Consider the following 21,348-nt stretch of genomic DNA (forward strand, 5'->3'; position numbering starts at 1 on the left):
TTGTTCGTGTTTTTATTGAAGGTGCGAATTCAATTTCGAAGGACAACACCATGTTGGTGCACTAATAGACCTCCGAATCAGTAAGATTTTTTTTAACCGTTACCTTTTTTCTGCCGAGGAATAAATGCCTCTACATCTCCAGACAACAGTTTAGATTTCAACTGCAATTTAAAAATATTGATCTGCGTAGGATTAATTTCATCATCCAGATTTTTTTTTGAAAATATGAGATCCTCAAAACTATCGAAACATCTATCCTGCACAGCACATGCCAAAGCTACCTCAAATCGTGTTGTCCCACATGGAAAGCCAAAGTCACAAGATAAAAGATAAGAAGCTAATCTCAAGTTCTTAGCTTCCTTGCCAAATAACCACCTTCCGTCAAAAAATACAAATTCGTTTACAGCATCTTCAGATTTGCCGTAAAGCAATGAAGTACTTTCGACAGCTAGCATCAATGGATCAAGATGCTTGGTAAGTATTTCGAATGCTTCAGTATGATTTCCAGATCTCATTGCTTTATTTCTCAAGTCCCAAGCTTGTATTCTCGGGTCTCCAAGTTGTCGTCCCTCTTTTCGCAATGCTTCAATTTCAGTTTGACTATTTGAGACGCCTTCACATTGATTTAACACGACGTGATATGCAACGGTTCGCCTTAATGAATTTGATGGATTGCTAGATGTTTGAATTTCTGAAAGCTTTGGCAGCGGATAATTAGTCAGCATGAACTTAAATTGAGCGCAAAGTTCAATGGCGTACTCAGCAACCCAGTATCCTCCAATTTGAGGATTTTTTTTTGCTTCAGCAATGAATTCTCTCGTCGCACCATAGCTCGAGAAAACAAGTGTCGTAGATGGTTTGGCAACTTTCGAAATAATATTCACTGATGACAAAAGCGTCGTAGATTTTCCGACACTTGTGATCTTGATTCTATTATCAGCTATTTTTTCGGATTCAATAAATACGGCAAAGAAGATTAACACACATAAAACAAACGCTCTAGAAAAAGAGCGTTTGGATAATTTGCATAAATATGACATCAAATTCACTTCAAAAACATTGGAAGCTACTTTCGCATGATTGCTTACAATCGTATCCGTTCTTGCCGACGGCAGCACCACAGGCAGCGGCAACAAAAACACCCACAGGCCCTGATACAAGTGCAACAGCGCCGCCCACTAGAGCACAATATCCTGCGTCTTTTGATGCGATATCACCGCAAATATCGCGGCAGCGAGTACGTTCGACTGAGCAATTTCTTGCGACAGGATTTATTGACGAATAAAAATCATTCATCATGTAACCATTTACTTCCAAAAGCACCTCCTGCCAATACGCAGGCTGACGATACATATTATTGTTCCAATCATCAGTCAGTTCTCCTCCGTCGTCCATAGGCGAAACCTCCCCCCCACCAGCTAACAGCGACGAGCGACTTACTGTATTAACATTTTTACTAAAATTTTTCAGCGACTGAATGGTTCTGGCTTTTGCAATTGGATCGATGACTACAGCTTCAGAGACTAACTGTACTTGTCCGTCCTCATTTACAAATCCTATAGCTTTATTTGGCTGCGAGGAATCATAGGCAATTTTTGTTTTTTGCCCTGCAACGAATACCTCTTGTAATCGACCATTTTTGTCATAAATAAAGTACATGTCGCCAACTTTGGATGAGTATCTTTTTTTTACGTTACCAATCTTGTCGGTCTCAACACTTTTTAACTGAACACCGTTGGATCTTAGAATCGCGGAGGGAGTCGTGTTATTCGAAACCTGTGCTTGAGCAATGCTTGCAATAGCACAAAATAATGTAACAATTAAAGGCTAACTACCTTCATTTTTTTCGTCCTTTATATGTTTCACTTCTTTGGCGTCTACGTAGGTTGTCAAGTTATCACTGATGCGCAATCCAATAAATATAACTCCTACTGTCTCGACTAAAAGAATCAAGTCGGGCAAGTAATCAATCGTTGAATTCGCGTACATCATTATTAGAGCTGGTACTATTACAAGTACGGTTTTGGGCGTGTAAGTAGATTTTAGAGACGCGCCACAACAAGGACACTCGACCCTACCAAAGAAATATTTTATTGAATAAGCTGGGAAGAACTTTTTTGAGTTCCCACAAGCAGTACAAGAAAATTGACTCATATTGACTCCAATTTGACTCCAATTAAAATACAAGTAAGTGAAAACCAGATATTAATTAAATCACAATTATTTTTTATTATCAATAAAGCTAATCATAATGTCATTTATTTACCACAGGGAACGATAAATTGGCGTTAAAAATAATAAAATCAATTTTTCCTGAGTTTCGATACGGTAAATTAATTTTTCATTTTAAAAAAACGTAAACAGCCAACGGAATATCCTCAGCGTCGTCTGGTCGCCACATACAGCGACACCTGTGAACAAGCCTGCGGTATCGATCAATCCGGTGGAGAAGAAGTAAGCTCATCGAAGCTAATTTACTAAAGGTCGCTTCGTTTGGCTTCGATGGACACTGTGAACATGCAGCTAGCCCTTAGGACGCGCCATGCGCACCGCTTCGCGTTTGCGTTGACCGTAACGACTATCCTTCTGCATCACTGGTGCGCATGGTGCACCCTACTCTCCGCTAATTTATCGATCCGAATAAATAGAGCGCATCAATAAAAATAGATCCTATCCGTGCACGCTCTATCATCAAGGCAGGCAACCAGACTGCCTGATAACCTCTGCAAACTGTTCCCTGAATTCTGCAGTTTGTCGCAATGCGCTTGTTTGCGATGCGGGGTGACGATACTGTCCTCTTCATCGACAACTCTTATTCTCTCGGGCCTCATTCAGACTTGATCCAAGTCTTGCTGATACCAGACAAATCACATCATGACTACCAATGACACCTCGATATCTGCGCCAGTTGCAAGCACGATTGCAGACATCTTGACAGTACCTTCGGCAAGCACACCAGTGATCTCACTAGGGCGGCGTATTCTCGATTTTCCGCTTACACGTATTGTGCTGGCTGTGTTGTGCTTTCTGGTGCCATTCTTGTTAATTCAGGCGGCTTCGTCAAAAATTTTTGATGAAAAGTTGTACACCAAAATCGGTCAGTTATGCGGTGCCTTCGTCGGGTATGGATGTTATCTCTGGTATGTGCGCAAAGTTGAGAAACGCCCGGCGACTGAATTGTCGTTGAAGGGAATCTTGAGTGAATTCAGCGCAGGCTTTGTGCTTGGCGGGGCGATGGTCTGTGCGACAGTGGGCGTGATTGCCTTGCTGGGTGGGTTTCAAATCACGGCCAAATCACCCTTGAATGTGATCATGATCCCGTTGCTGATGCACCTGACCATCGGCATGGTCGAGGAGATACTGTTGCGCGGGGTGTTTTTCCGCATAGTGCAGCAGTCGCTGGGGAGCTGGCTGGCATTGCTGACATCAGCGGTGGTGTTCGGTGCGATGCATCTGGTGAATGACAATATTACTGCCCTTGGCTTTGCCAGCATCACAGCAGCCGGATTGTTGCTGGCGGCGGCGTTCATGGTGACGGGCAGACTGTGGTTATGCGTTGCGATGCATGCGGCATGGAATTTTTTTCAGGATGGTATTTTCTCGGTCTCGGTATCGGGACATCCGGCACGCAATGGCTTGTATATCGGCAAAATGAATGGACCTGACTGGCTGACCGGCGGTGCATTTGGTATCGAGGGATCAGCGATTGCGCTGGCTGTGGTGGTGCTCGTAACGCTGGCATTGCTGGCAATGGCAAAACGCAATGGCCGGATTGTTCGTCCATTCTGGCAGCGCGTTGACAGCTAAAAAATTTAAGATATTTAGAGTTTCTCAACCTTGAAAAAGAGAGAGACTTCTCTTATTTGTAGAATTTTCCCTACACTCTACAAGACTACCCGCAATCCCCATGCGGCCTGCGAGCCAGAATTGGTCTGAGATCCGCATGGGGATTGCGTATTGAGTTTGTACTTTACGACTTTATTTACTGCGCTACTACCTCACTACACTACTTCGCTATGTCTGAGCCTCTATGTTTATTCGCCGCGATACGCTTGCTCTAACGCGGCAATATCGATCTTGCTCATTGCCATCATCGCCTGCATCACACGGGATGATTTGGCGGCGTCGGGGTCATTCAGCATGGCGATCAGCGGGCGCGGAACGATCTGCCATGAGAGGCCGAATCTGTCCTTGAGCCAGTCGCAGGCACCCGGGCTGCCGCCTTCGCTGAGCTTGCTCCACATCGTGTCGACTTCTTCCTGATCCTGACAATCCACGCTGAGTGAAATCGCCTCAGTGAACGGAAATTGCGGCCCGGCATTGAGGGCAATAAATTCCTGTCCCTCCAGCTCAAAACGCATGGTCAGCACTTTGCCGGCAAGCGCAGGCATGGCGTCGCCATAGCGAGATACTTCGTGAATTTTTGCGTTACTAAAAATACTGAGGTAATGGCTGACGGCTTCCTCAGCATTAAAGTTGAACCAAAGGCAGGGTGTGATTTTTTTCATGGATGGTCCTCAATTTTTATAAGGTCTTGGCTGACTAATTGGATTGCCGGTTGGATTACCAGCTAGTCATGCTGCCGCTGAAACACATGGAGTCAATCACTGTGCCTGAAGCGACGCATATGTATATGTATATGCAGCGTCTTGAAGCTTACTGCGACTTATAGATTAACCAGAACTTCAAATCCGCCAAAGATCATGCGCTTGCCATCAAAGGGCATGGGAGTGACCGCAGGATCGAAGCGCGGGTCTTTCATGAGTTGGTCCCAGCGGCGTCACGGACTTCTTTGGATGGCCATGTCATCCATGAGAACACGACCGTTTCATCGGGCTTGCATTGGACTGCCATCGGGAACGAGGTCAGCTTGCCGTCCGGTACGTCGACGCCCCAGGTTTCAACGTAATGGAGGACGCCTGCTTCTTTAAAAATTGCGGCAAATCCTTCGGAATATTTTTTATATGCGTCGCGATTGGCCGTAGGTACCGCGGCGACAAATCCATCTACATAATGCATCTTTATCTCCTGAGTCGTTATTCGTATTTTGCTATGCTGCAAAATCTGACTGACACCGTTTGGCACCGTTGAGCCCTGTCTATTGAGCCCTGTCTATCGCGGCATAGGAAATGGAATACTACGCCTTAATCAGAGCGTCGCCAACTGAGGAGCAGAGGCAAAACAGGACCGCTATGCACTTGCACGACGGTCCTGTTATGCATCAGATAGCCAGGATTAACGGCCGGTCTCTTTCAGATAATCTGCGCGAGCAGCCAGTGCCGTGTCGGCGAAATCTGAAAACATCCCATCCACGCCGAGGCGGAAAAACTGCATGTATTCGGCCTTAGGATCGCCGTTGTAGTTCGCGGCGAGACGACGCTTTTCGTTGCGGAAGGTGTAAGGATGCAGCAGCAGACCTGCTTTGTGCGCGTCGCTGACCAGTGTGCTTGGTGCGAGAGTTGTGGTGTCGGCGTCATTGATTTTGCCGTCGCCATTGACGTCAACAATTTTGCCATCGGCGCCTACCGTGCCCTTGACGCTGACGATGTATCGCTTCCACGGACCGATGCCATCTGCATAGGTTTTAATCTCGGCCAGACCGGCTGGCGTCACCATATCGCTGAACATTCTTTTATCGCCGGACAAAGCCCAGTCATACGGACGATCATATGGTGCCGCATAGGTCAGCGCGCCGGTCTTGAGATCGACATCATCGGCATCGATCAGTTGAATCAGCTTGGTGTTCAAGCCTTTTTTACGCATCTCTTTCAGGCTGCCAGGCTCAAAAGACTGTACATAGATCGGTGCAGTTTTATCGTTCCAGCCAGCCTTGTTGATCAGGTCGATGAGTTTGTCTTCCAGTGGCAAACCCAGAGCGCGGTGATAGCTGGGGTTCTTGGTTTCTGGATAGACGGCAATCGTGCGACCTGTGTCTTTGCTCTTGGCTTTGACCAGATCAATAATCTCCTGAAAGCTGACAATTTTGTACAGGCCATTGAATTGCTGCGGACGCTCTGCATCAGTAGAGATGCCGCCCAAGGTCTTGATCTCTGCAAACGTAAAATCACTGGCGAACCAGCCTGTCTGCACTTCACCATCGACACTCATGGTTTTTTTACGTGCGGCGAATTCCGGATGTTTGTCGACGTCAGTGCTGTACGCCAGATTAGGATCATGGCGGGCGATCAGCACGCCGTCTTTGGTCGATACCAGATCCGGCTCAATCGCATCAGCGCCGAGCTCAATCGCTTTGACATAGGCTTCGTAAGTCTCTTCGGGCAGATAACCCGAAGCACCGCGATGCGCCACCACAATCGGTTTGTCACCGTTAAGTGTGAGCAAAGGCGCAGGACTAGAGCCGCCACATGCAGCGAGCAAGACCGCGGCAGAACAGGCTAAGGACAAAGGCAAATAAGACGACAAGGAACGTGAAGGCAACATGGGAATCTCTCAGTTGAATGGAACTGCGAAGATATAAGTTGTGTATGACGGGGTGATGACAAAAAATACACATCATCTTATGTTCGCGAATAAACTGTCGGTATAAAATGAACCACACATAATTTTAACAAGATAAAAATGATTCACTTTTTAACGCGAAAATATTCAGCCAGTGCACTACTTCTACTTTTTATTCTTTGTCTGAATTTAACTGAAATAGAGCACGCATACGCAACAGAACAAAAAGCTGAAATAGCGACAGAGCTGATCTCAATGTTCCAACAAGATCAAGCTGTTCGCAAAAATCTCATCACTGACAATCCAAGTACGATAGAAAAAATGCTCTCTACAGATCATTACAATGCTGAACGACTGAATGAGATTATTCAAATGATTGGCTGGCCTTCAGCAAATAAAGTCGGAGCAGACGCAAGCAAAGCTGCTTTTTTCATTGCTCAGCATGCCATCAATAACCGTCCATTAATGGAACTAGCTTTAGTGAACTTGGAGCGCAGTTTTAATTCAGGGGAGCAGTCAGGAAAATATTTTGCGATGATGTACGACAGATTGAAATTATTAGACGGTGAACCGCAAAAATATGGCACGCAAATCATACGTAACAAAAACTCCTGCAGCGTATATTTATTACTAGATAAAGAAAAAGTTAATGTATACCGAGAAGAAAAGGGTTTCCAGCAAGACTTAGATTCTTACCAAAAAGAAGTATGCGAGCGCCCCGAGTAATTGACTTTTCAGGAAGTAATAACCACGTGCGATTAGTTAGCGGCGAGATGCTGTTGCTTACGCAAAGTCGCCAGCGCCTCAACACGCTTTAATAATTCCCTGTCGTTCCAGGGTTTTTTAAAGATGCCATACAGGCCCTGGGTACTCATGCACCCTCGCCTGCAACTCGTCGTGGCCTGTGATCGCAATGATGGGCATGTCCTCAGTGTCGATACCACCCAACACGGCGGCGATGAGCTCCAGACCGTTCATGTTAGGCATTTCTAAATCCGTGATCAGCACCGCGAAAAAATCTTGCGCCATTTTATGCATCGCCTCGACACCATCGACCGCAAGTTCGACTTTGTAGCCAGCGTTATCAAATAGTTTGCCTAGTTTGGCGCGGGCGACTGCGGAGTCATCGACAATCAGGATGCGGGTACGGGTGTCCTGAGGCGGCGTCTCTGGTTCTGGTAAAGAAATCGCCAAAGCGGGCTCGTAGTTTTTGCCACGGCCAAACACGATCAGCACGACGAATAGCACTAATGCGATAGCAATACCCAGCGGCAAAAAATAATCGCTCAAGACGTGATACACCTGCGCGCTCAAGTTGACCAAAGGCGAGAGAGTGGTGCTCATACGGCGTGCATTTTAAAAAGAGACGTCAGCATAGAGGTGACAATTCAGCAAAATAAGGGAGAAATCTTATTCTAATGTTATTTTTTGACTTGACCGTGATTCTTTTACCAAACACGCCACAAATAGTGCGCTTGGTGCGAATGAGCAAGATTGACCTGGATAAACACCTTGCGATCGTCGGGCTGAAATAGGGTAAAAAAAACTGCGCTGCGCCATATCCGGCAGCCTGAAGAGTCAATGCAAAGACAATTCGGTTATCCGCATAAGGAATGCATTTATATGATACTCCCACCTAGTATATTTTTTATCCGCAATAGAAGAAAGCGAATAAAGGCATATTTTACTTATAAATAGGGGGAGTATATGTCTATCACTCTTAACATTCATCAAGTCGACCATCACACTCCCCAGCGAGGATGCTTGAACTTTGAGGACATCAAGCGGAACTGGTGCTGGCACAACTCTTAGTCAGTTACCGGACTGGAACTGGTTTTGGGCGTTGTCGATTTCAATCCGTCTTTAAACGCCTTGGTCCATTTTTCTGTTTCTTTTTTGACGATGTCGTGACGGTGTGTCGAGACGCGCAGGAGTTCGGCTATGCAGATCGTGGCGTCAGGCGTGGCGGATTGGTTTAGTGATTGGCTCAGCGACTGGTTCAGGGATAGCTGCAGCCAGTGCAAGCTAAACTCTTCGCGTAAGCGCTCCAGTTCTTGCTGTGCGAGCACAAACCGCATCCAGGCTTCGGCATGACCATAAAGTTTTTCATAGGCGTACAAACTTGCGGTCAAGGAGATGAATACCGACGTCCAAAAGGGAGAAATCGTCCATCGGTCCGATATTGCCATCTGCGAGAATGACGGCGTAATCGTCGCCAGCCCACCGCAGACGATCATCGCTACACGCAGCCAGCGGGCGCGCCAGCCGCGGGATTCGCTTTCTTTTTGGTACCAGTCGATGGATGCATTGAGTTCTGCCATCAATTGGCGCTTCGCATCCTCTATCCGGCTTTCGGCACTTTTATTGATGTCGATAGCAGTCAGTTTATTCGCTGAATTATCCATCGTCTCCCCTATCTGTTATGTCTATTTTTACGCTATCAGTCTGACTACAATGCTTGAATATATGACTATTCAAATGTGAGGACGCGTAAATGCACCACTCTATGCCAACAGCGGTCAGCGCTGCATGCTTTCCCACACCTTCTGCAAACGTTTTACGGATACCGGCATTGGCGTGCGTAATTCTTGCGCGAATAAGGACACACGCAACTCTTCCAGCAGCCAGCGGAATTCCGTCAACTTAGGATCAGCATCGTTTCCAGTTTTACGCGGTGTGCGTTGCCATGGCTGTGCGACGCTATTCCATTCCGCCAGTAATTTCGCATCACGCGCCGGATCGGCACGTAATTTTTCCAGACGCACGGTAATCGCTTTCAGATAACGGGGGAAATGCGATAACTGAGTAAAGTCATTCTCCGCGATAAAGCGTTTGCCGATCAGTTGTTGCAACTGGGTTTGTATATCGCGCTCTGCTGCGGCATGGGCTTTAATGCCTTGAAGTTTTTTCGGCAGGCCATAATACTCGCCCAGAATCTGCGCGGCGAGACGGGCGATTTCGTTCGCCAGCAGATTTAATCTGCCCTTGCCTTCTTCGCGACGCTTATTAAATTCACCGGAATTGGTTGGCAGCGGATGTTGCAAACAAGCGCGCTCCAGCGCAGTCTGAATGATCTGATCACGTAGCTCTTCCTGCGAGCCGAGGGCCATAAATTGCATGCCCATTTGCTGCAAGCCGGGGATATTTTTTTCCAGGAACTTGACTTGCTCTTTCAACTGTAAAGCAAACAGGCGCCGCATCCCGATGCGATGTACACGGGCAGCTTCATCAGGATCATCGAAGACCTCGATATGACAATGCGTGAGTTTGTCGACCAATGCCGGATAACCGATCAGCGTTTGTTTGCCTTGCTGCACTTCTAGCAGTTCTGGCAATTCATCAAAGGTCCAGGCAGTCAGATTCTCTTGCAGCTTCGCCTGCTGTGATGCGGATTGCGTGACAGCAGCGCGATTTGATGCCGGATTACGAGACGTATCTGAAGAATGAGACTTGGCATTGGTCTGCTGATTTGCCTGTTCATTTGTGTGCTTACCTGTCTGCTTACTGGTTTGTCCGGCAGTTTGCTTTGCTATTTGACTCGCAAGTTGCGCCCCGGAGTCAAGCAACGCCAATTTTTCGGCTGAAGCGATCCGTTGAAAACTCTCTCTGGCCTGTCCGCCGAATTCGGCACGCAAGCTTGACAGATTGCGTCCCATATCAAGCTGTCGACCGTGCTCGTCAACGACTTTAAAATTCATCGTCAGATGGACGGGCAGCGTCTCAAACTTGAAGTCCGTGGTCTTACAGAGCAATCCCGTTTGTTCGCGGATATCGGCAATCACGACGTCCAGCAAATTCCCTGTACTGAACTCATTGCGCTCACAAAAACCTGCGGCATACTCCGGCAACGGTACGCAGTGGCGTCGGATTTTTTGTGGCAAGGACTTGATCAGCAAATGCACTTTTTCTTTCAACATGCCTGGCACTAGCCATTCGCTGCGCTCTGCCGACACCTGATTCAGTGAAAAAAGCGGAACGCTGAGCGTGACACCATCACGCGGGCTGCCGGGTTCGAAGTGATAACTGAGTTGCAATGCGACGCCGCTGACTTGCATGGTTTTCGGGAACAGATCTGTGGTGATACCGGCCGCTTCGTGGCGCATCAATTCGTCTTTGTTCAGGTACAGCAGCTTAGGATTTTCCTTGACGGCGTCCTTATGCCATTGTTCCAGCAAGACCGCGTTATAGACGTCAGCGGGGATATGCTTATCGTAAAACGCGGCAATCAATTCATCATCGACCAGCACATCGAGGCGACGCGACTTGTGCTCCAGATTTTCAATCTCACGCACCAGCTTTTGGTTATGGGCAAAAAACGCCAAGCGGGTATCCAGCTCACCGCCGACCAGTGCATCACGGATAAAAATTTCACGCGCTTCGGCTGGGTGTGTCAAACCATATTGAATACGGCGCTGGCTATACACCACAAGGCCATACAAAGTTGCTCGCTCGAACGCAGAGACTTGTCCTGTGCGTTTTTCCCAGCGTGGCTCACCATAGGATTTTTTGAGTAAATGAGCACCGATTTTTTCCAGCCATTCTGGTTGCAACTGGGCGATGCAGCGGCCATACAAACGTGTGGTATCCACCAGCTCTGCGGCCATCACCCAGCGTCCTGCTTTTTTGGCTAAAGTGGAGCCAGGCCAGATATAAAACTTGATCGCGCGTGCGCCAAGATAATGGGCTTCTTCATCGGATTTATAGCCGATATTGCCGAGTAAGCCCGTGAGCAATGCCGTGTGCAATTGTTCATAGGTGGCTGGTGCTTCATTCATGCGCCAGCCCTGCTCCTTGACGATTGTCAGCAACTGGCTATGCACATCGCGCCACTCACGCAGACGCATTTGCGAGAGGAAGTTCGCACGACAGTTGTCTTGCAACTGGCGATTAGTTTTTTTGTGCTCTATCGCATCTTCAAACCATTTCCAGATTTTGAGATACGAAGTGAACTCGGATTTTTCATCGGCGAATTTTTTGTGCGCGAGATCGGCAGCGGCTTGCGCTTCCATCGGGCGATCACGCGGATCTTGCACCGACAAAGCGGCTGCGATGATCAGCACTTCAATCAGTGCCTGATTGTCACGTGCCGCCAGAATCATGCGCCCGACACGCGGATCGAGGGGCAGTTTAGCGAGCTGCTTACCGGTCGGCGTGAGTTGATTACCCTCATCCATCGCACCCAACTCTTGCAGCAACTGATAGCCATCAGCAATCGCCCGACCGGGTGGTGGCTCGATAAACGGGAAGCTTTCTACATCCGTCAAATGCAGGGACTTCATCCTCAGAATAACGGCAGCTAAGGACGAGCGCAGAATTTCTGGTTCGGTAAATTTTGGTCGCTGAATGTAATCGGTTTCTTCATACAAGCGTATGCACACACCCGCAGCGACGCGGCCACAACGACCAGCACGCTGATTCGCGGCTGACTGCGCAACGGGTTCGATCTGCAATTGTTCTACTTTGTTGCGATAGCTGTAGCGCTTGACGCGTGCCAGGCCGGTATCGACCACGTAACGAATACCCGGTACTGTCAGCGATGTCTCTGCGACGTTTGTCGCCAGCACGATGCGACGCGCATTGCTGACCTTGAATACGCGCTCTTGCTCTTGCGCCGACAGGCGGGCGAATAGCGGCAAAATCTCGACATGATCGGGATGATGCTTGCGCAATGCTTCGGCAGCGTCACGAATCTCGCGCTCACCCGGCAGAAATACCAGCACATCGCCAGACCCGACACGACACAACTCATCGACCGCATCCGTGATCGCCGTCATCAGGTCGCGGTCTTTATCCTTTTCATCTTCTTGCACAGGGCGATAGCGCACCTCAACCGGATACAGGCGACCGGATACTTCAATCACCGGTGCTGGCTTGGGCTCTGAACCGCCAGAATTGGCAGAATCGTCTGCAAAATGATTGGCAAAACGTTGTGCATCAATCGTCGCCGAGGTGATGACAATTTTCAGGTCACGACGCTTGGGTAATAGCTGCTTGAGGTAACCGAGCAGGAAATCGATGTTCAAACTGCGCTCATGCGCCTCATCGATGATGATGGTGTCATATTGCCTGAGCAGCGGATCGGTCTGCGTCTCTGCCAGCAGAATACCGTCCGTCATGAGTTTGACCGACGCGCCTTTGGTCAAGGTATCGGTAAAACGCACCTTGAAACCGACATGTTCACCGAGCGGCGAATTCAGCTCTTGTGCAATCCGTTTAGCAGTCGATGAAGCGGCAATACGGCGCGGCTGCGTGTGCCCGATCAGACCCTTCTGACCACGCCCCAGCTCCAGACAAATCTTTGGTAACTGGGTCGTCTTGCCTGAGCCGGTCTCACCGCAAACAATAATGACCTGATGCTTTTGCAAAGCCTCGGCGATTTCGGCACGCTTGCCCGATACCGGCAATTCTTCGGGATAAGTAATCACAGGCGGCGGATTGCGAAACGGTAGCGCACGTTCAGACGGGGCATTTGTCCCGATTTGCGCAGATTTTTCGGCCGCCATTGCCACTGGTCTCGTTGAGCTGACAGGCTGACGCGCCTTGTCAGGCGGGCCACCTGGCGCGGCCACAGCGGGCTTTTTTGCCTCCTCTGCCTTGACTTGTTGCGCCTGACGCAGGCTATCACGCAATTGACGTAAATCAGTCGTGGCTTTTTTGGGAGAATTTTTGGATGAATTATTAGCAGACATAGCGGAGCGCATTATAATCTGCCCATGGAAAATCCTGTTCAATTCGTTCAATGGCTGCGCTCGGTCGCGCCGTACATTCACGCCTTCCGCGGTAAAACCTTCGTGGTGGCCTTTCCCGGCGAACTGGTCATGGCAGGTGCCTTGCCGGTACTGGCGCAAGATCTGTCGCTGTTACATGCTCTGGGCATCAAGATTGTGATCGTGCACGGCTCACGCCCGCAGGTCGCAGAACAACTGGCTTTGCGCAATGTCGAGGGTAGTTTTCACAATGGCGTCAGGATTACGGATACGGCAGCGCTCGAATGCTCGAAGGAGGCCGCCGGCGAATTACGGCTCGATATTGAGGCTGCATTTAGCCAGGGCTTACCGAACACGCCCATGGCGCATTCGGCGATCAGGATTATTTCAGGCAATTTTGTGACTGCAAAACCAATCGGCATCGTGAATGGCGTAGATTTTGGTCTGACAGGTATTGCACGCAAGGTCGCCTATGAAACGATTCATGCGATCCTGAGCGCTGGCAGCCTGGTCTTGCTGGGGCCGCTGGGTTTCTCACCAACGGGTGAAGCGTTCAATCTGACGATGGAGGACGTGGCGGTCGCTACGGCAACCTCATTACGCGCCGATAAATTGATTTTCATCAGCGAGACACCGATGATGGTGGATCAGGATAACGATGAAATACGCGAGTTGTCCTCGGTTCAGGCAGAGCAAGAGATTAAGGCAAATTATCTGCCGCCGGATTCGGCGTTTTACCTCGAACACGCGATCAAGGCGTCACGCGCCGGCGTGCCTCGTGTGCATATCGTGCCGTACCAAATGGATGGCTCAGCGCTGCTGGAATTATTTACCCATGATGGCGTCGGCACCATGGTCAGCCACGAAAACCTCGAAAGCCTGCGCGAGGCAACGATTGAGGACGTCGGCGGTATTATTAAACTGATCGAACCACTGGAAGCCGATGGTACGCTGGTCAAGCGCGGCCGTGAACTGATTGAGCGCGAGATCAACTATTTCTCCGTCATTGAGCATGATGGGGTGATCTTTGGCTGCGCGGCGCTTTACCCTTTCCCGTTTGAAAAAATGGCTGAGATGGCCTGTCTGACCGTCAATCCTGATGTACAGAGCCAGGGAGATGGTGAGCGTATTCTCAAGCATATGGAAAAACGTGCACGGCGCGCGGGCTATCATTCGCTGTTTGTGTTGACGACCCGTACTGAGCACTGGTTTCTGAAACGCGGCTTCGTCAAGGCATCCGTCGATGATCTGCCAAAAGACCGGCAAAAAATGTACAACTGGCAGCGTAAATCGCTGGTCTTGATTAAGCAGTTATAATCTGGGACGTTATTTCAAAGATTGATAGGAGTTTTACCATGGCCCGTACGGTCCACTGCATTAAGTTAGATAAAGAAGCTGAAGGTTTAGATTTTCCTCCGTATCCGGGTGAACTCGGCAAGAGAATTTATGAGAGCGTGTCCAAAGAAGCCTGGGCAGGCTGGCTGAAACACCAGACGATGCTGGTCAACGAAAATCGACTGAATCTGGCGGATACACGTGCCCGTAAATATCTGGCAACGCAAATGGAAAAACATTTCTTTGGCGATGGTGCAGATGCAGCCTCCGGCTACGTGCCACCAACCGAATAATGGAATACCTGACGTAAAGCGATACAAGCAAGAAAAGAAAGCCTCGTCCGTCACGAGGCTTTTTCATTTTTTAATAACCGCTCTGACTTTCATTCTACTCACACAGAAACACGCACTAGCCACATGAAGCTGCGCTATAAAATCATCATGTTTGCGATCATCCCGCTGCTGTTATCGTTTGCGGCGATTGCACTTGCGGTTTTTTATCAGACCAGCCTGCTTGCGCAACAGCAGCGCAATACGGTCGAGCAAGCCTATCTGGCAAGTAAAGAAACTGAGCTGAAGCATTATGTGAACCTAGGCGTGGCGGCAATCTCTCATCTGTATAACGCCCCCTTACAAAATGCAGCAACACAAGAAGAAGCTAAAGCCATTTTAGCCAAACTCGATTTCGGCGACGACGGCTATTTCTATTTGTATGACATGCAGGGAAAAAATCTGATGCATCCGCGGCAAAGCGATCTGGTCGGTAAAGATCTCTGGAATTTGACCGATCCCGAAGGCAATTTCACCATTCGCAGACTGATTGCGAAGGCGAAAGAAGGCGGCGGTGCCGTACGCTATTTATGGGAAAAACCATCGACGCATAAGGTGGCACCTAAGCTAGGGTATGTCGTTGCGCTGGATCGCTGGGGCTGGATGCTGGGCACCGGCATTTATCTTGATGACGTCGATAATGCCTTGAATAAAATCGATGCCCAGAATACCAAGAACAGCCAGAGTACGATGTTCTGGATTACCAGTATCGCGGTGATCAGCGCCTTGTTGATCGCGGTCTCTGGGCTGGTATTAAACATCAGTGAATCACGCGTAGCGGAGGCCAAGCTAAAAGCCCTGGCACAAAGCGTTGTGCGCTCACAAGAAGATGAACGCGCGCGCCTGTCACGCGATCTGCATGACGGAATCAGTCAGTTGCTTGTATCGATCAAACTGCAAATCGAATCTGGCATTGCCAAATTAGGCTTGCCTAAAACCGAGACAGAATCAGCCCGTGTATCCTTCACTCGTGCTACCTCACAACTAAATGAAACATTGGGAGAGGTACGACGGATTTCCCACGATTTACGCCCTGCCATGCTAGACGATCTAGGGCTGGCAGTCGCATTCGAGCACCTCGCGGAAGAGTTCATGGAAGACACCGGCCTACCAGTACGGCTGCAAATCACGGGAGACATTAGCGGCCTCCATGATGTCAGCAACACGGTACTGTTCCGTATCGCTCAGGAAGCCTTAACCAATATTCACAAACATGCACGCAATGCCTCGCAAGTCGATATCGACTTATCGGGTGATCAGCGCATGGTGAATCTCATCATTAGCGACAACGGTGGCGGATTTGACGTGCCCGGTATCGCCAGCCACCCGAAACATGGTATTGGCCTGAGCAATATGCGCGAACGTCTCGCCACCGTGAATGGTCAACTAGCCGTGCATTCGGATGCCAGCGGCACCCGGGTCAGCGCCCTGATTCCAAGGAGTAGGTAATGAATATGCAGCAAACAACGGTGCCTCGCGTAATTAATTTATTACTTGTCGACGATCATCCTTTAGTCCGCGATGGACTCAAAGCGCGTTTGGAAACTATTTCTCATTTTCATATCGTAGGCGAAGCGGGCAATGCAGAGGATGCGCTTAGTCTTGCCGCAAAACTAAAAATTGATTTGATTCTGATGGATATTAACTTGGGGAATGTAAACGGCATCACACTGACCTCACGCTTTGCCAAGGAATATCCGGGTATTTCAGTCATTATGTTATCGATGCACGAAAAGGCAGAATACGTATCTCAGTCCATCCAGGCCGGAGCAAAAGGCTATGTACTGAAAGGAGCGCCAGCAGAAGAAATTATTACCGCGATTGAAAGCGTCATGTCCGGTAAAAATTATTTCAGTTCAGGACTGCAAAATCAGGCAACAGCGGCAAGTCCCTTGCAAACTCTGACGCAAAGAGAGCAATGTATTTTAAAAAGTATTGCGACCGGAAAGTCGAATAAGCATATTGCACGCGAGCTCGGCCTGAGCGTCCGCACAGTAGAAACGCATCGGCTGAATATCAAACGTAAACTGCATATCGAAGGACAGGCAGATTTAATACGCTTCGCGCTGAATCAGACCGTGCTGTGATCGGTAAATAAAAAAGCCGATTCAGCGTAAGCGAACCGGCTTTTATCACAGAACAAGCAAAGATATTACTATTACATGTTCTCGATCATGACATCACCAAAACCTGAGCAAGACACTTGTGTAGCACCTTCCATCAGACGGGCGAAATCGTAGGTCACTTTCTTGACTGTAATGGCTTTTTCTGTCGCGCTGATCAGCAGATCAGCGGCTTCCAACCAACCCATGTGACGCAACATCATTTCAGCGGACAAGATCAATGAACCTGGGTTCACATAATCCTTACCAGCGTACTTCGGCGCTGTACCGTGAGTTGCTTCGAACATAGCGATAGAATCGGATAAGTTAGCACCAGGAGCAATGCCGATACCACCAACTTGCGCTGCCAGCGCGTCGGAGATGTAATCGCCGTTCAGGTTCAGTGTCGCAATGACGCTGTACTCATTTGGACGCAACAGGATTTGCTGCAAGAAAGCATCGGCGATAGAATCCTTAACAGTGATTTCTTTACCTGTTTTTGGATTCTTGAATTTGCACCATGGACCGCCATCGATCAATTCTGCGCCGAATTCTTTTTGGGCCAATGCATAAGCCCAGTCACGGAAGCCACCTTCGGTGTACTTCATGATGTTACCTTTGTGAACGATGGTCACGGATGGCTTGTCATTGTCGATTGCGTACTGGATTGCTTTACGTACCAGACGCTCTGTACCTTGACGGGATACCGGTTTCACACCGATACCGGAAGTATCAGGGAAACGGATTTTTTTCACGCCCATTTCGTCTTGCAGGAACTTGATCAATTTTTTGACTTGATCAGAGCCTTCTGCGAATTCGATACCGGCATAGATGTCTTCTGAGTTTTCACGGAAGATGACCATGTCAGTTTTTTCTGGCTCACGCACTGGCGAAGGGACGCCTTTGAAATAACGTACCGGGCGCAAGCAGACATACAGATCCAGCTCTTGGCGCAAAGCGACGTTCAGGGAGCGGATACCACCACCGACTGGTGTCGTCAATGGGCCTTTGATAGAAACGACGTAGTCTTTCAGGACTTTCAGCGTTTCTTCCGGCAACCAGACGTCTGGGCCGTATACTTTGGTCGATTTTTCGCCAGCATAGATTTCCATCCAGCTGATTTTGCGCTTGCCGCCGTATGCTTTAGCTACGGCTGCATCCACCACTTTGATCATAACTGGGCTGATATCAACGCCGGTACCATCGCCTTCGATGAAAGGGATGATTGGATTGTCTGGAACGTTCAATGAGAAATCAGCATTGACGGTAATTTGTTTACCTTCAGCGGGAACTTTAATATGTTGATACATCTTTTTCTCCGTAGATTTGGGCGATTTAGCGGGTCGCGCTTCGCTCATAACAAGTCTTGTCTGCCTCTATATAAATACAGGTAAATTTACTCTTATATAAGACACAAGACTACCATTTCGTATTATGCACTAGTATTTTACTAGATGCCATAACTTTACAGTACCGGGATCTACACCTTCCGGACAACGCAGATTATCATAGCGCCATGAATTTGATATTACTCAACAAACCTTATAACGTGATGTGCCAGTTTTCTGCGCATCCCTCTCGCCAGACACTGGCTGACTATGTGGATGTGCCAGGGGTTTACCCCGCTGGTCGCCTCGATGCAGATAGTGAAGGACTTGTATTATTGACGGATGACGGTAAATTGCAGCACGCGATCAGCCATCCAGATCTGAAACAGGCTAAAACCTATTTAGTTCAGGTCGAGGGCAAACCGGATGCCGCCGCTTTGGAGAGATTGCGCGACCCACTAGATCTGGGCGACTTTATTACCAAGCCATGTGAGGTGAAGCATATTTATCCACCGGAATGGATCTGGGACAGGGACCCGCCAATACGCCACAGGGAAGATATTCCAACCAGCTGGTTATCTATCAGCTTAACCGAAGGCAAAAACCGCCAGGTCAGGCGCATGACTGCTGCGGTAGGTTTGCCCACACTGAGATTAGTACGCAGTGCCATAGGCGGTTTTTCTCTGGAAAATCACCCGCTAATGCCCGGCTCATGGATCAAAGTAGATCCAAATGCACTAAAACAAGACAAAACCGGTAAATAATTTTGAGTATTTCTGGACAAATTAAAAATATCTGTCAACCTTGCCTTGGAACACTGCGTTGTTCACCATGATTCGATTGTATCGCTACCCCAAACTAAAATATTGAAGGATGTACAAAATGAAAAAATTGATCGCCGCTCTCGTTGCTGGTCTGTTTGCTTCTGCTGCTTTTGCTCAAGCACCAGCTCCTTCTGCTAAAGCGTCTGCGCCAGCTGCATCTGCAGCCGCATCGGGTGATGCCTCTGCCAAACCAGCAAAAAAACATAAGAAACATAAAAAAGCTAGCGGTAGCGCAATGGCGTCCGGCGAAGCCTCTACTTCTAAATAATATTTACAGCTCTCAAAAAGGCAGGATTTCCTGCCTTTTTTTGTTTCTAAAGTGTATCTGCAAAAAAAGAATATCTGTCTGCGTAGTACACTAACACTTTCAAAAACGCAGCCGCTTCCTTACTTGCTCTGTAAGACACCAGATGTTCGGCTCAATATTTCTCATACTCTATTCGTGTTTTGACACTTTTATGACAATCTCCAGCCTGCGCAAATTTACTGTTCTGACCTTATTCTCCTTGACTAGCGCTTACGCTAGCGCACAAACCAGACTCCCGATTAAACAATTATCGATTGGCATTAATGTGATTCAGGCAGAAGTCGCTGCAACCGATGCGGATCGCCAGCAAGGCTTGATGAATAGAACCCGGATGGGTGCGAGCGAAGGGATGGTATTTGATTTTGGCGCTCCGGCGGGCGTCTGCATGTGGATGAAAAACACCTTGATACCGCTTTCCGTTGCCTTTATTGATAGCGAAGGCAAAATAGTGAATATCGAAGACATGCAACCAGAAACAACTGATTCCCATTGCGCAAAAAAGACCGTACGCTACGCACTGGAAATGAATCAGGGATGGTTTAAACAGAAAAACGTAAAGCCAGGCACCAAAATAGACGGACTACCCTTGCAATAACACGATATGGCGGTGAGTCCGCCAATCTGTTTACAAACGCCACGTATTGAGTATTCCATGCATTAAATGCAATAAACATTCATAATCTGGAATAGAAAAAAAAAACCGCAATACATGATTGCGGTTTTTTACTCACTGCTTTTTAATGTGCCCTTGATCAGGTCACAAGAAACTTAACTAATTAAGCCAAAGCTTTCAAAGCGGAAGCCAGACGGCTTTTATGACGTGCTGCTTTGTTTTTGTGAATGATGTTTTTGTCAGCAATGCGGTCAATCGTTGAAACTGATGATTGAAAGATTGTTGCAGCAGCAGCTTTATCACCTGCTTCAATCGCTTTGCGAACAGCTTTGATTGCTGTACGCAGCGTTGAACGCTGGCTGGAGTTGTGTGCATTTTGTTTTACTGCTTGACGAGCACGCTTGCGTGCTTGTGCGGTATTTGCCATGAGATTTCCTAAACGTGGTCAAGAGCGACGGGTTCAAAGTGACCTCACAAGATTGCCACGCCGCATAATTCTGTACAGCTTTGCAGTATAACTGCTTTTTTTTTAGTTAGCAAGTATTGTACAAAACGGTTATGTTAATTTGCTAAAATCATTTCCAGGCAGCAAAAATACAGCGAACTTGTTGTATTCCTCACCATAATCAAGGATTGTATCTGTTCCCATGCCAAAAATATCGGAACACTAGAAGCTGTTACTAAAGACCGCTTACACCATCAAGGACTTCTATATATGCAACCCAGCTCATTCACTCTGCAAGACCAGCACGTTAGCCTGGAACCTTTGTCCCAGCAGCATCTGCCGGAAATTCAGATGGCTGCCGCCGATGGCGAATTATGGAAGCTCTTTTTCACCTCAGTTCCTCATCCTGACAATGCACAAAATTGGTTGAATATCGCCTTGGAAATGCAGGAGCAAAGCAAAGCTATTCCGTTTGCGATCCGAGAAAATGCGACGGGTCAGATTGTCGGCTCCACGCGCTACTGCAATATCGATCATAATAATAAACGCTTGGAAATCGGCTATACCTGGTACGCACAACGTGTACAGCGTAGCGCAATTAATACCGAGTGCAAACTGCTACTACTGACGCATGCCTTCGAACAGTTTGGCTGCATCGCCGTAGAATTCCGTACTGACTGGTTCAATCATCGCTCACAAGCAGCAATTGAGCGCCTCGGGGCAAAGCGCGACGCTATTTTACGTAATCATATGATCTTGCCAGACGGACGGGTCAGAGATACGGTGGTGTACAGCATCATTGAAAACGAGTGGCCAGGTGTAAAACAGAATTTGCAGTACATGCGCGACAAATACAAAGCGAAGTAACCGCTGACAATAAACTTATTTGCAGGAGCAAG

General features: G+C 48.2%; 19 protein-coding genes and 1 pseudogene. 10 read left to right on the forward strand and 10 right to left on the reverse strand.

What is annotated here, in order from left to right; translation table 11 throughout:
- Nucleotides 1–92: 92 nt before the first annotated feature.
- The gene (locus tag ACO0LE_RS07505) at nucleotides 93–1,040 is read right to left on the reverse strand and encodes a hypothetical protein (protein WP_422959792.1); all 948 of its coding nucleotides are present in this window, start codon (nucleotides 1,038–1,040) and stop codon (nucleotides 93–95) included.
- A 10-nt stretch (nucleotides 1,041–1,050) separates the two neighbouring features.
- Nucleotides 1,051–1,659 carry a hypothetical protein gene (locus ACO0LE_RS07510; RefSeq protein ID WP_422959793.1) on the reverse strand — a complete coding sequence of 203 codons (609 nt, stop codon included), beginning with the start codon at nucleotides 1,657–1,659 and terminating at the stop codon, nucleotides 1,051–1,053.
- Nucleotides 1,660–2,874: 1,215 nt separating this feature from the next.
- On the opposite strand from ACO0LE_RS07510, the gene ACO0LE_RS07515 reads away from it, so the two are divergent.
- On the forward strand, nucleotides 2,875–3,807 hold the full coding sequence (locus tag ACO0LE_RS07515) for a lysostaphin resistance A-like protein (RefSeq protein ID WP_422959794.1): 933 nt from the start codon (nucleotides 2,875–2,877) through the stop codon (nucleotides 3,805–3,807).
- A 227-nt stretch (nucleotides 3,808–4,034) separates the two neighbouring features.
- Here ACO0LE_RS07515 and ACO0LE_RS07520 read toward each other — a convergent pair whose 3' ends face one another.
- The 3 genes and pseudogenes from ACO0LE_RS07520 to ACO0LE_RS07530 form a co-directional block, all read right to left on the reverse strand.
- Complete coding sequence (locus ACO0LE_RS07520; RefSeq protein ID WP_422959795.1) at nucleotides 4,035–4,508, reverse strand: VOC family protein; 474 nt, start codon at nucleotides 4,506–4,508, stop codon at nucleotides 4,035–4,037.
- A gap of 158 nt (nucleotides 4,509–4,666) precedes the next feature.
- Nucleotides 4,667–5,019, reverse strand: a pseudogene (locus ACO0LE_RS07525) (DUF1428 domain-containing protein).
- Nucleotides 5,020–5,235: 216 nt separating this feature from the next.
- Nucleotides 5,236–6,441 (reverse strand): glycerophosphodiester phosphodiesterase, encoded by a 1,206-nt coding sequence (locus ACO0LE_RS07530; protein WP_422959796.1) that lies wholly within the window; start codon nucleotides 6,439–6,441, stop codon nucleotides 5,236–5,238.
- A 138-nt stretch (nucleotides 6,442–6,579) separates the two neighbouring features.
- On the opposite strand from ACO0LE_RS07530, the gene ACO0LE_RS07535 reads away from it, so the two are divergent.
- Nucleotides 6,580–7,185: a DUF6624 domain-containing protein gene (locus ACO0LE_RS07535; protein ID WP_422959797.1), complete on the forward strand. Its 606-nt coding sequence runs from the start codon at nucleotides 6,580–6,582 to the stop codon at nucleotides 7,183–7,185.
- A 117-nt stretch (nucleotides 7,186–7,302) separates the two neighbouring features.
- On the opposite strand, the gene ACO0LE_RS07540 is transcribed toward ACO0LE_RS07535, so the two are convergent.
- From ACO0LE_RS07540 to hrpA, 3 genes are all read right to left on the reverse strand, one after another.
- Nucleotides 7,303–7,803 carry a response regulator gene (locus ACO0LE_RS07540; protein WP_422959798.1) on the reverse strand — a complete coding sequence of 167 codons (501 nt, stop codon included), beginning with the start codon at nucleotides 7,801–7,803 and terminating at the stop codon, nucleotides 7,303–7,305.
- 464 nt (nucleotides 7,804–8,267) lie between these two features.
- Nucleotides 8,268–8,864, reverse strand: coding sequence for a DUF4231 domain-containing protein (locus ACO0LE_RS07545; RefSeq protein ID WP_422959799.1), 597 nt, complete (start codon nucleotides 8,862–8,864; stop codon nucleotides 8,268–8,270).
- Between the two features lie 114 nt (nucleotides 8,865–8,978).
- On the reverse strand, nucleotides 8,979–12,962 hold the full coding sequence (gene hrpA / locus ACO0LE_RS07550) for an ATP-dependent RNA helicase HrpA (protein ID WP_422959905.1): 3,984 nt from the start codon (nucleotides 12,960–12,962) through the stop codon (nucleotides 8,979–8,981).
- A 210-nt stretch (nucleotides 12,963–13,172) separates the two neighbouring features.
- Here hrpA and argA point away from each other — a divergent pair, with 210 nt between their 5' ends.
- The 4 genes from argA to ACO0LE_RS07570 all read left to right on the forward strand — a co-directional run bounded on the left by argA (nucleotide 13,173) and on the right by ACO0LE_RS07570 (nucleotide 16,917).
- Nucleotides 13,173–14,483, forward strand: a complete 1,311-nt coding sequence (gene argA / locus ACO0LE_RS07555) for an amino-acid N-acetyltransferase (protein ID WP_422959800.1) — start codon at nucleotides 13,173–13,175, stop codon at nucleotides 14,481–14,483.
- Between the two features lie 38 nt (nucleotides 14,484–14,521).
- On the forward strand, nucleotides 14,522–14,794 hold the full coding sequence (locus tag ACO0LE_RS07560) for an oxidative damage protection protein (RefSeq protein ID WP_422956161.1): 273 nt from the start codon (nucleotides 14,522–14,524) through the stop codon (nucleotides 14,792–14,794).
- A gap of 123 nt (nucleotides 14,795–14,917) precedes the next feature.
- Complete coding sequence (locus tag ACO0LE_RS07565; protein WP_422959801.1) at nucleotides 14,918–16,279, forward strand: cache domain-containing protein; 1,362 nt, start codon at nucleotides 14,918–14,920, stop codon at nucleotides 16,277–16,279.
- On the forward strand, nucleotides 16,279–16,917 hold the full coding sequence (locus ACO0LE_RS07570) for a response regulator transcription factor (protein WP_422959802.1): 639 nt from the start codon (nucleotides 16,279–16,281) through the stop codon (nucleotides 16,915–16,917). The genes ACO0LE_RS07565 and ACO0LE_RS07570 overlap by 1 nt, the downstream gene beginning before the upstream one ends.
- Before the next feature lie 71 nt (nucleotides 16,918–16,988).
- Here ACO0LE_RS07570 and icd read toward each other — a convergent pair whose 3' ends face one another.
- The gene (gene icd / locus ACO0LE_RS07575; protein ID WP_262835780.1) at nucleotides 16,989–18,242 is read right to left on the reverse strand and encodes an NADP-dependent isocitrate dehydrogenase; all 1,254 of its coding nucleotides are present in this window, start codon (nucleotides 18,240–18,242) and stop codon (nucleotides 16,989–16,991) included.
- Nucleotides 18,243–18,448: 206 nt separating this feature from the next.
- On the opposite strand from icd, the gene ACO0LE_RS07580 reads away from it, so the two are divergent.
- The 3 genes from ACO0LE_RS07580 (at nucleotide 18,449) to ACO0LE_RS07590 (ending at nucleotide 19,986) form a co-directional block, all read left to right on the forward strand.
- Nucleotides 18,449–19,024, forward strand: a complete 576-nt coding sequence (locus tag ACO0LE_RS07580; protein ID WP_422959803.1) for a pseudouridine synthase — start codon at nucleotides 18,449–18,451, stop codon at nucleotides 19,022–19,024.
- Nucleotides 19,025–19,142: 118 nt separating this feature from the next.
- Nucleotides 19,143–19,352, forward strand: coding sequence for a hypothetical protein (locus ACO0LE_RS07585; RefSeq protein ID WP_422959804.1), 210 nt, complete (start codon nucleotides 19,143–19,145; stop codon nucleotides 19,350–19,352).
- A gap of 190 nt (nucleotides 19,353–19,542) precedes the next feature.
- A complete protein-coding gene (locus ACO0LE_RS07590; protein WP_422959805.1) occupies nucleotides 19,543–19,986 on the forward strand; it encodes a DUF192 domain-containing protein in 444 nt (147 codons plus the stop codon).
- A gap of 181 nt (nucleotides 19,987–20,167) precedes the next feature.
- Here ACO0LE_RS07590 and rpsT read toward each other — a convergent pair whose 3' ends face one another.
- The gene (gene rpsT / locus ACO0LE_RS07595) at nucleotides 20,168–20,431 is read right to left on the reverse strand and encodes a 30S ribosomal protein S20 (protein ID WP_262835777.1); all 264 of its coding nucleotides are present in this window, start codon (nucleotides 20,429–20,431) and stop codon (nucleotides 20,168–20,170) included.
- 288 nt (nucleotides 20,432–20,719) lie between these two features.
- Between rpsT and ACO0LE_RS07600 the strand changes: the two genes are divergently transcribed.
- Nucleotides 20,720–21,316: a GNAT family N-acetyltransferase gene (locus ACO0LE_RS07600; protein ID WP_422959806.1), complete on the forward strand. Its 597-nt coding sequence runs from the start codon at nucleotides 20,720–20,722 to the stop codon at nucleotides 21,314–21,316.
- The last annotated feature ends 32 nt before the right edge of the window (nucleotides 21,317–21,348 follow it).

Source organism: Undibacterium sp. Xuan67W (assembly GCF_049340165.1).
In the GTDB taxonomy this organism is placed as follows: Bacteria; Pseudomonadota; Gammaproteobacteria; order Burkholderiales; family Burkholderiaceae_D; genus Undibacterium.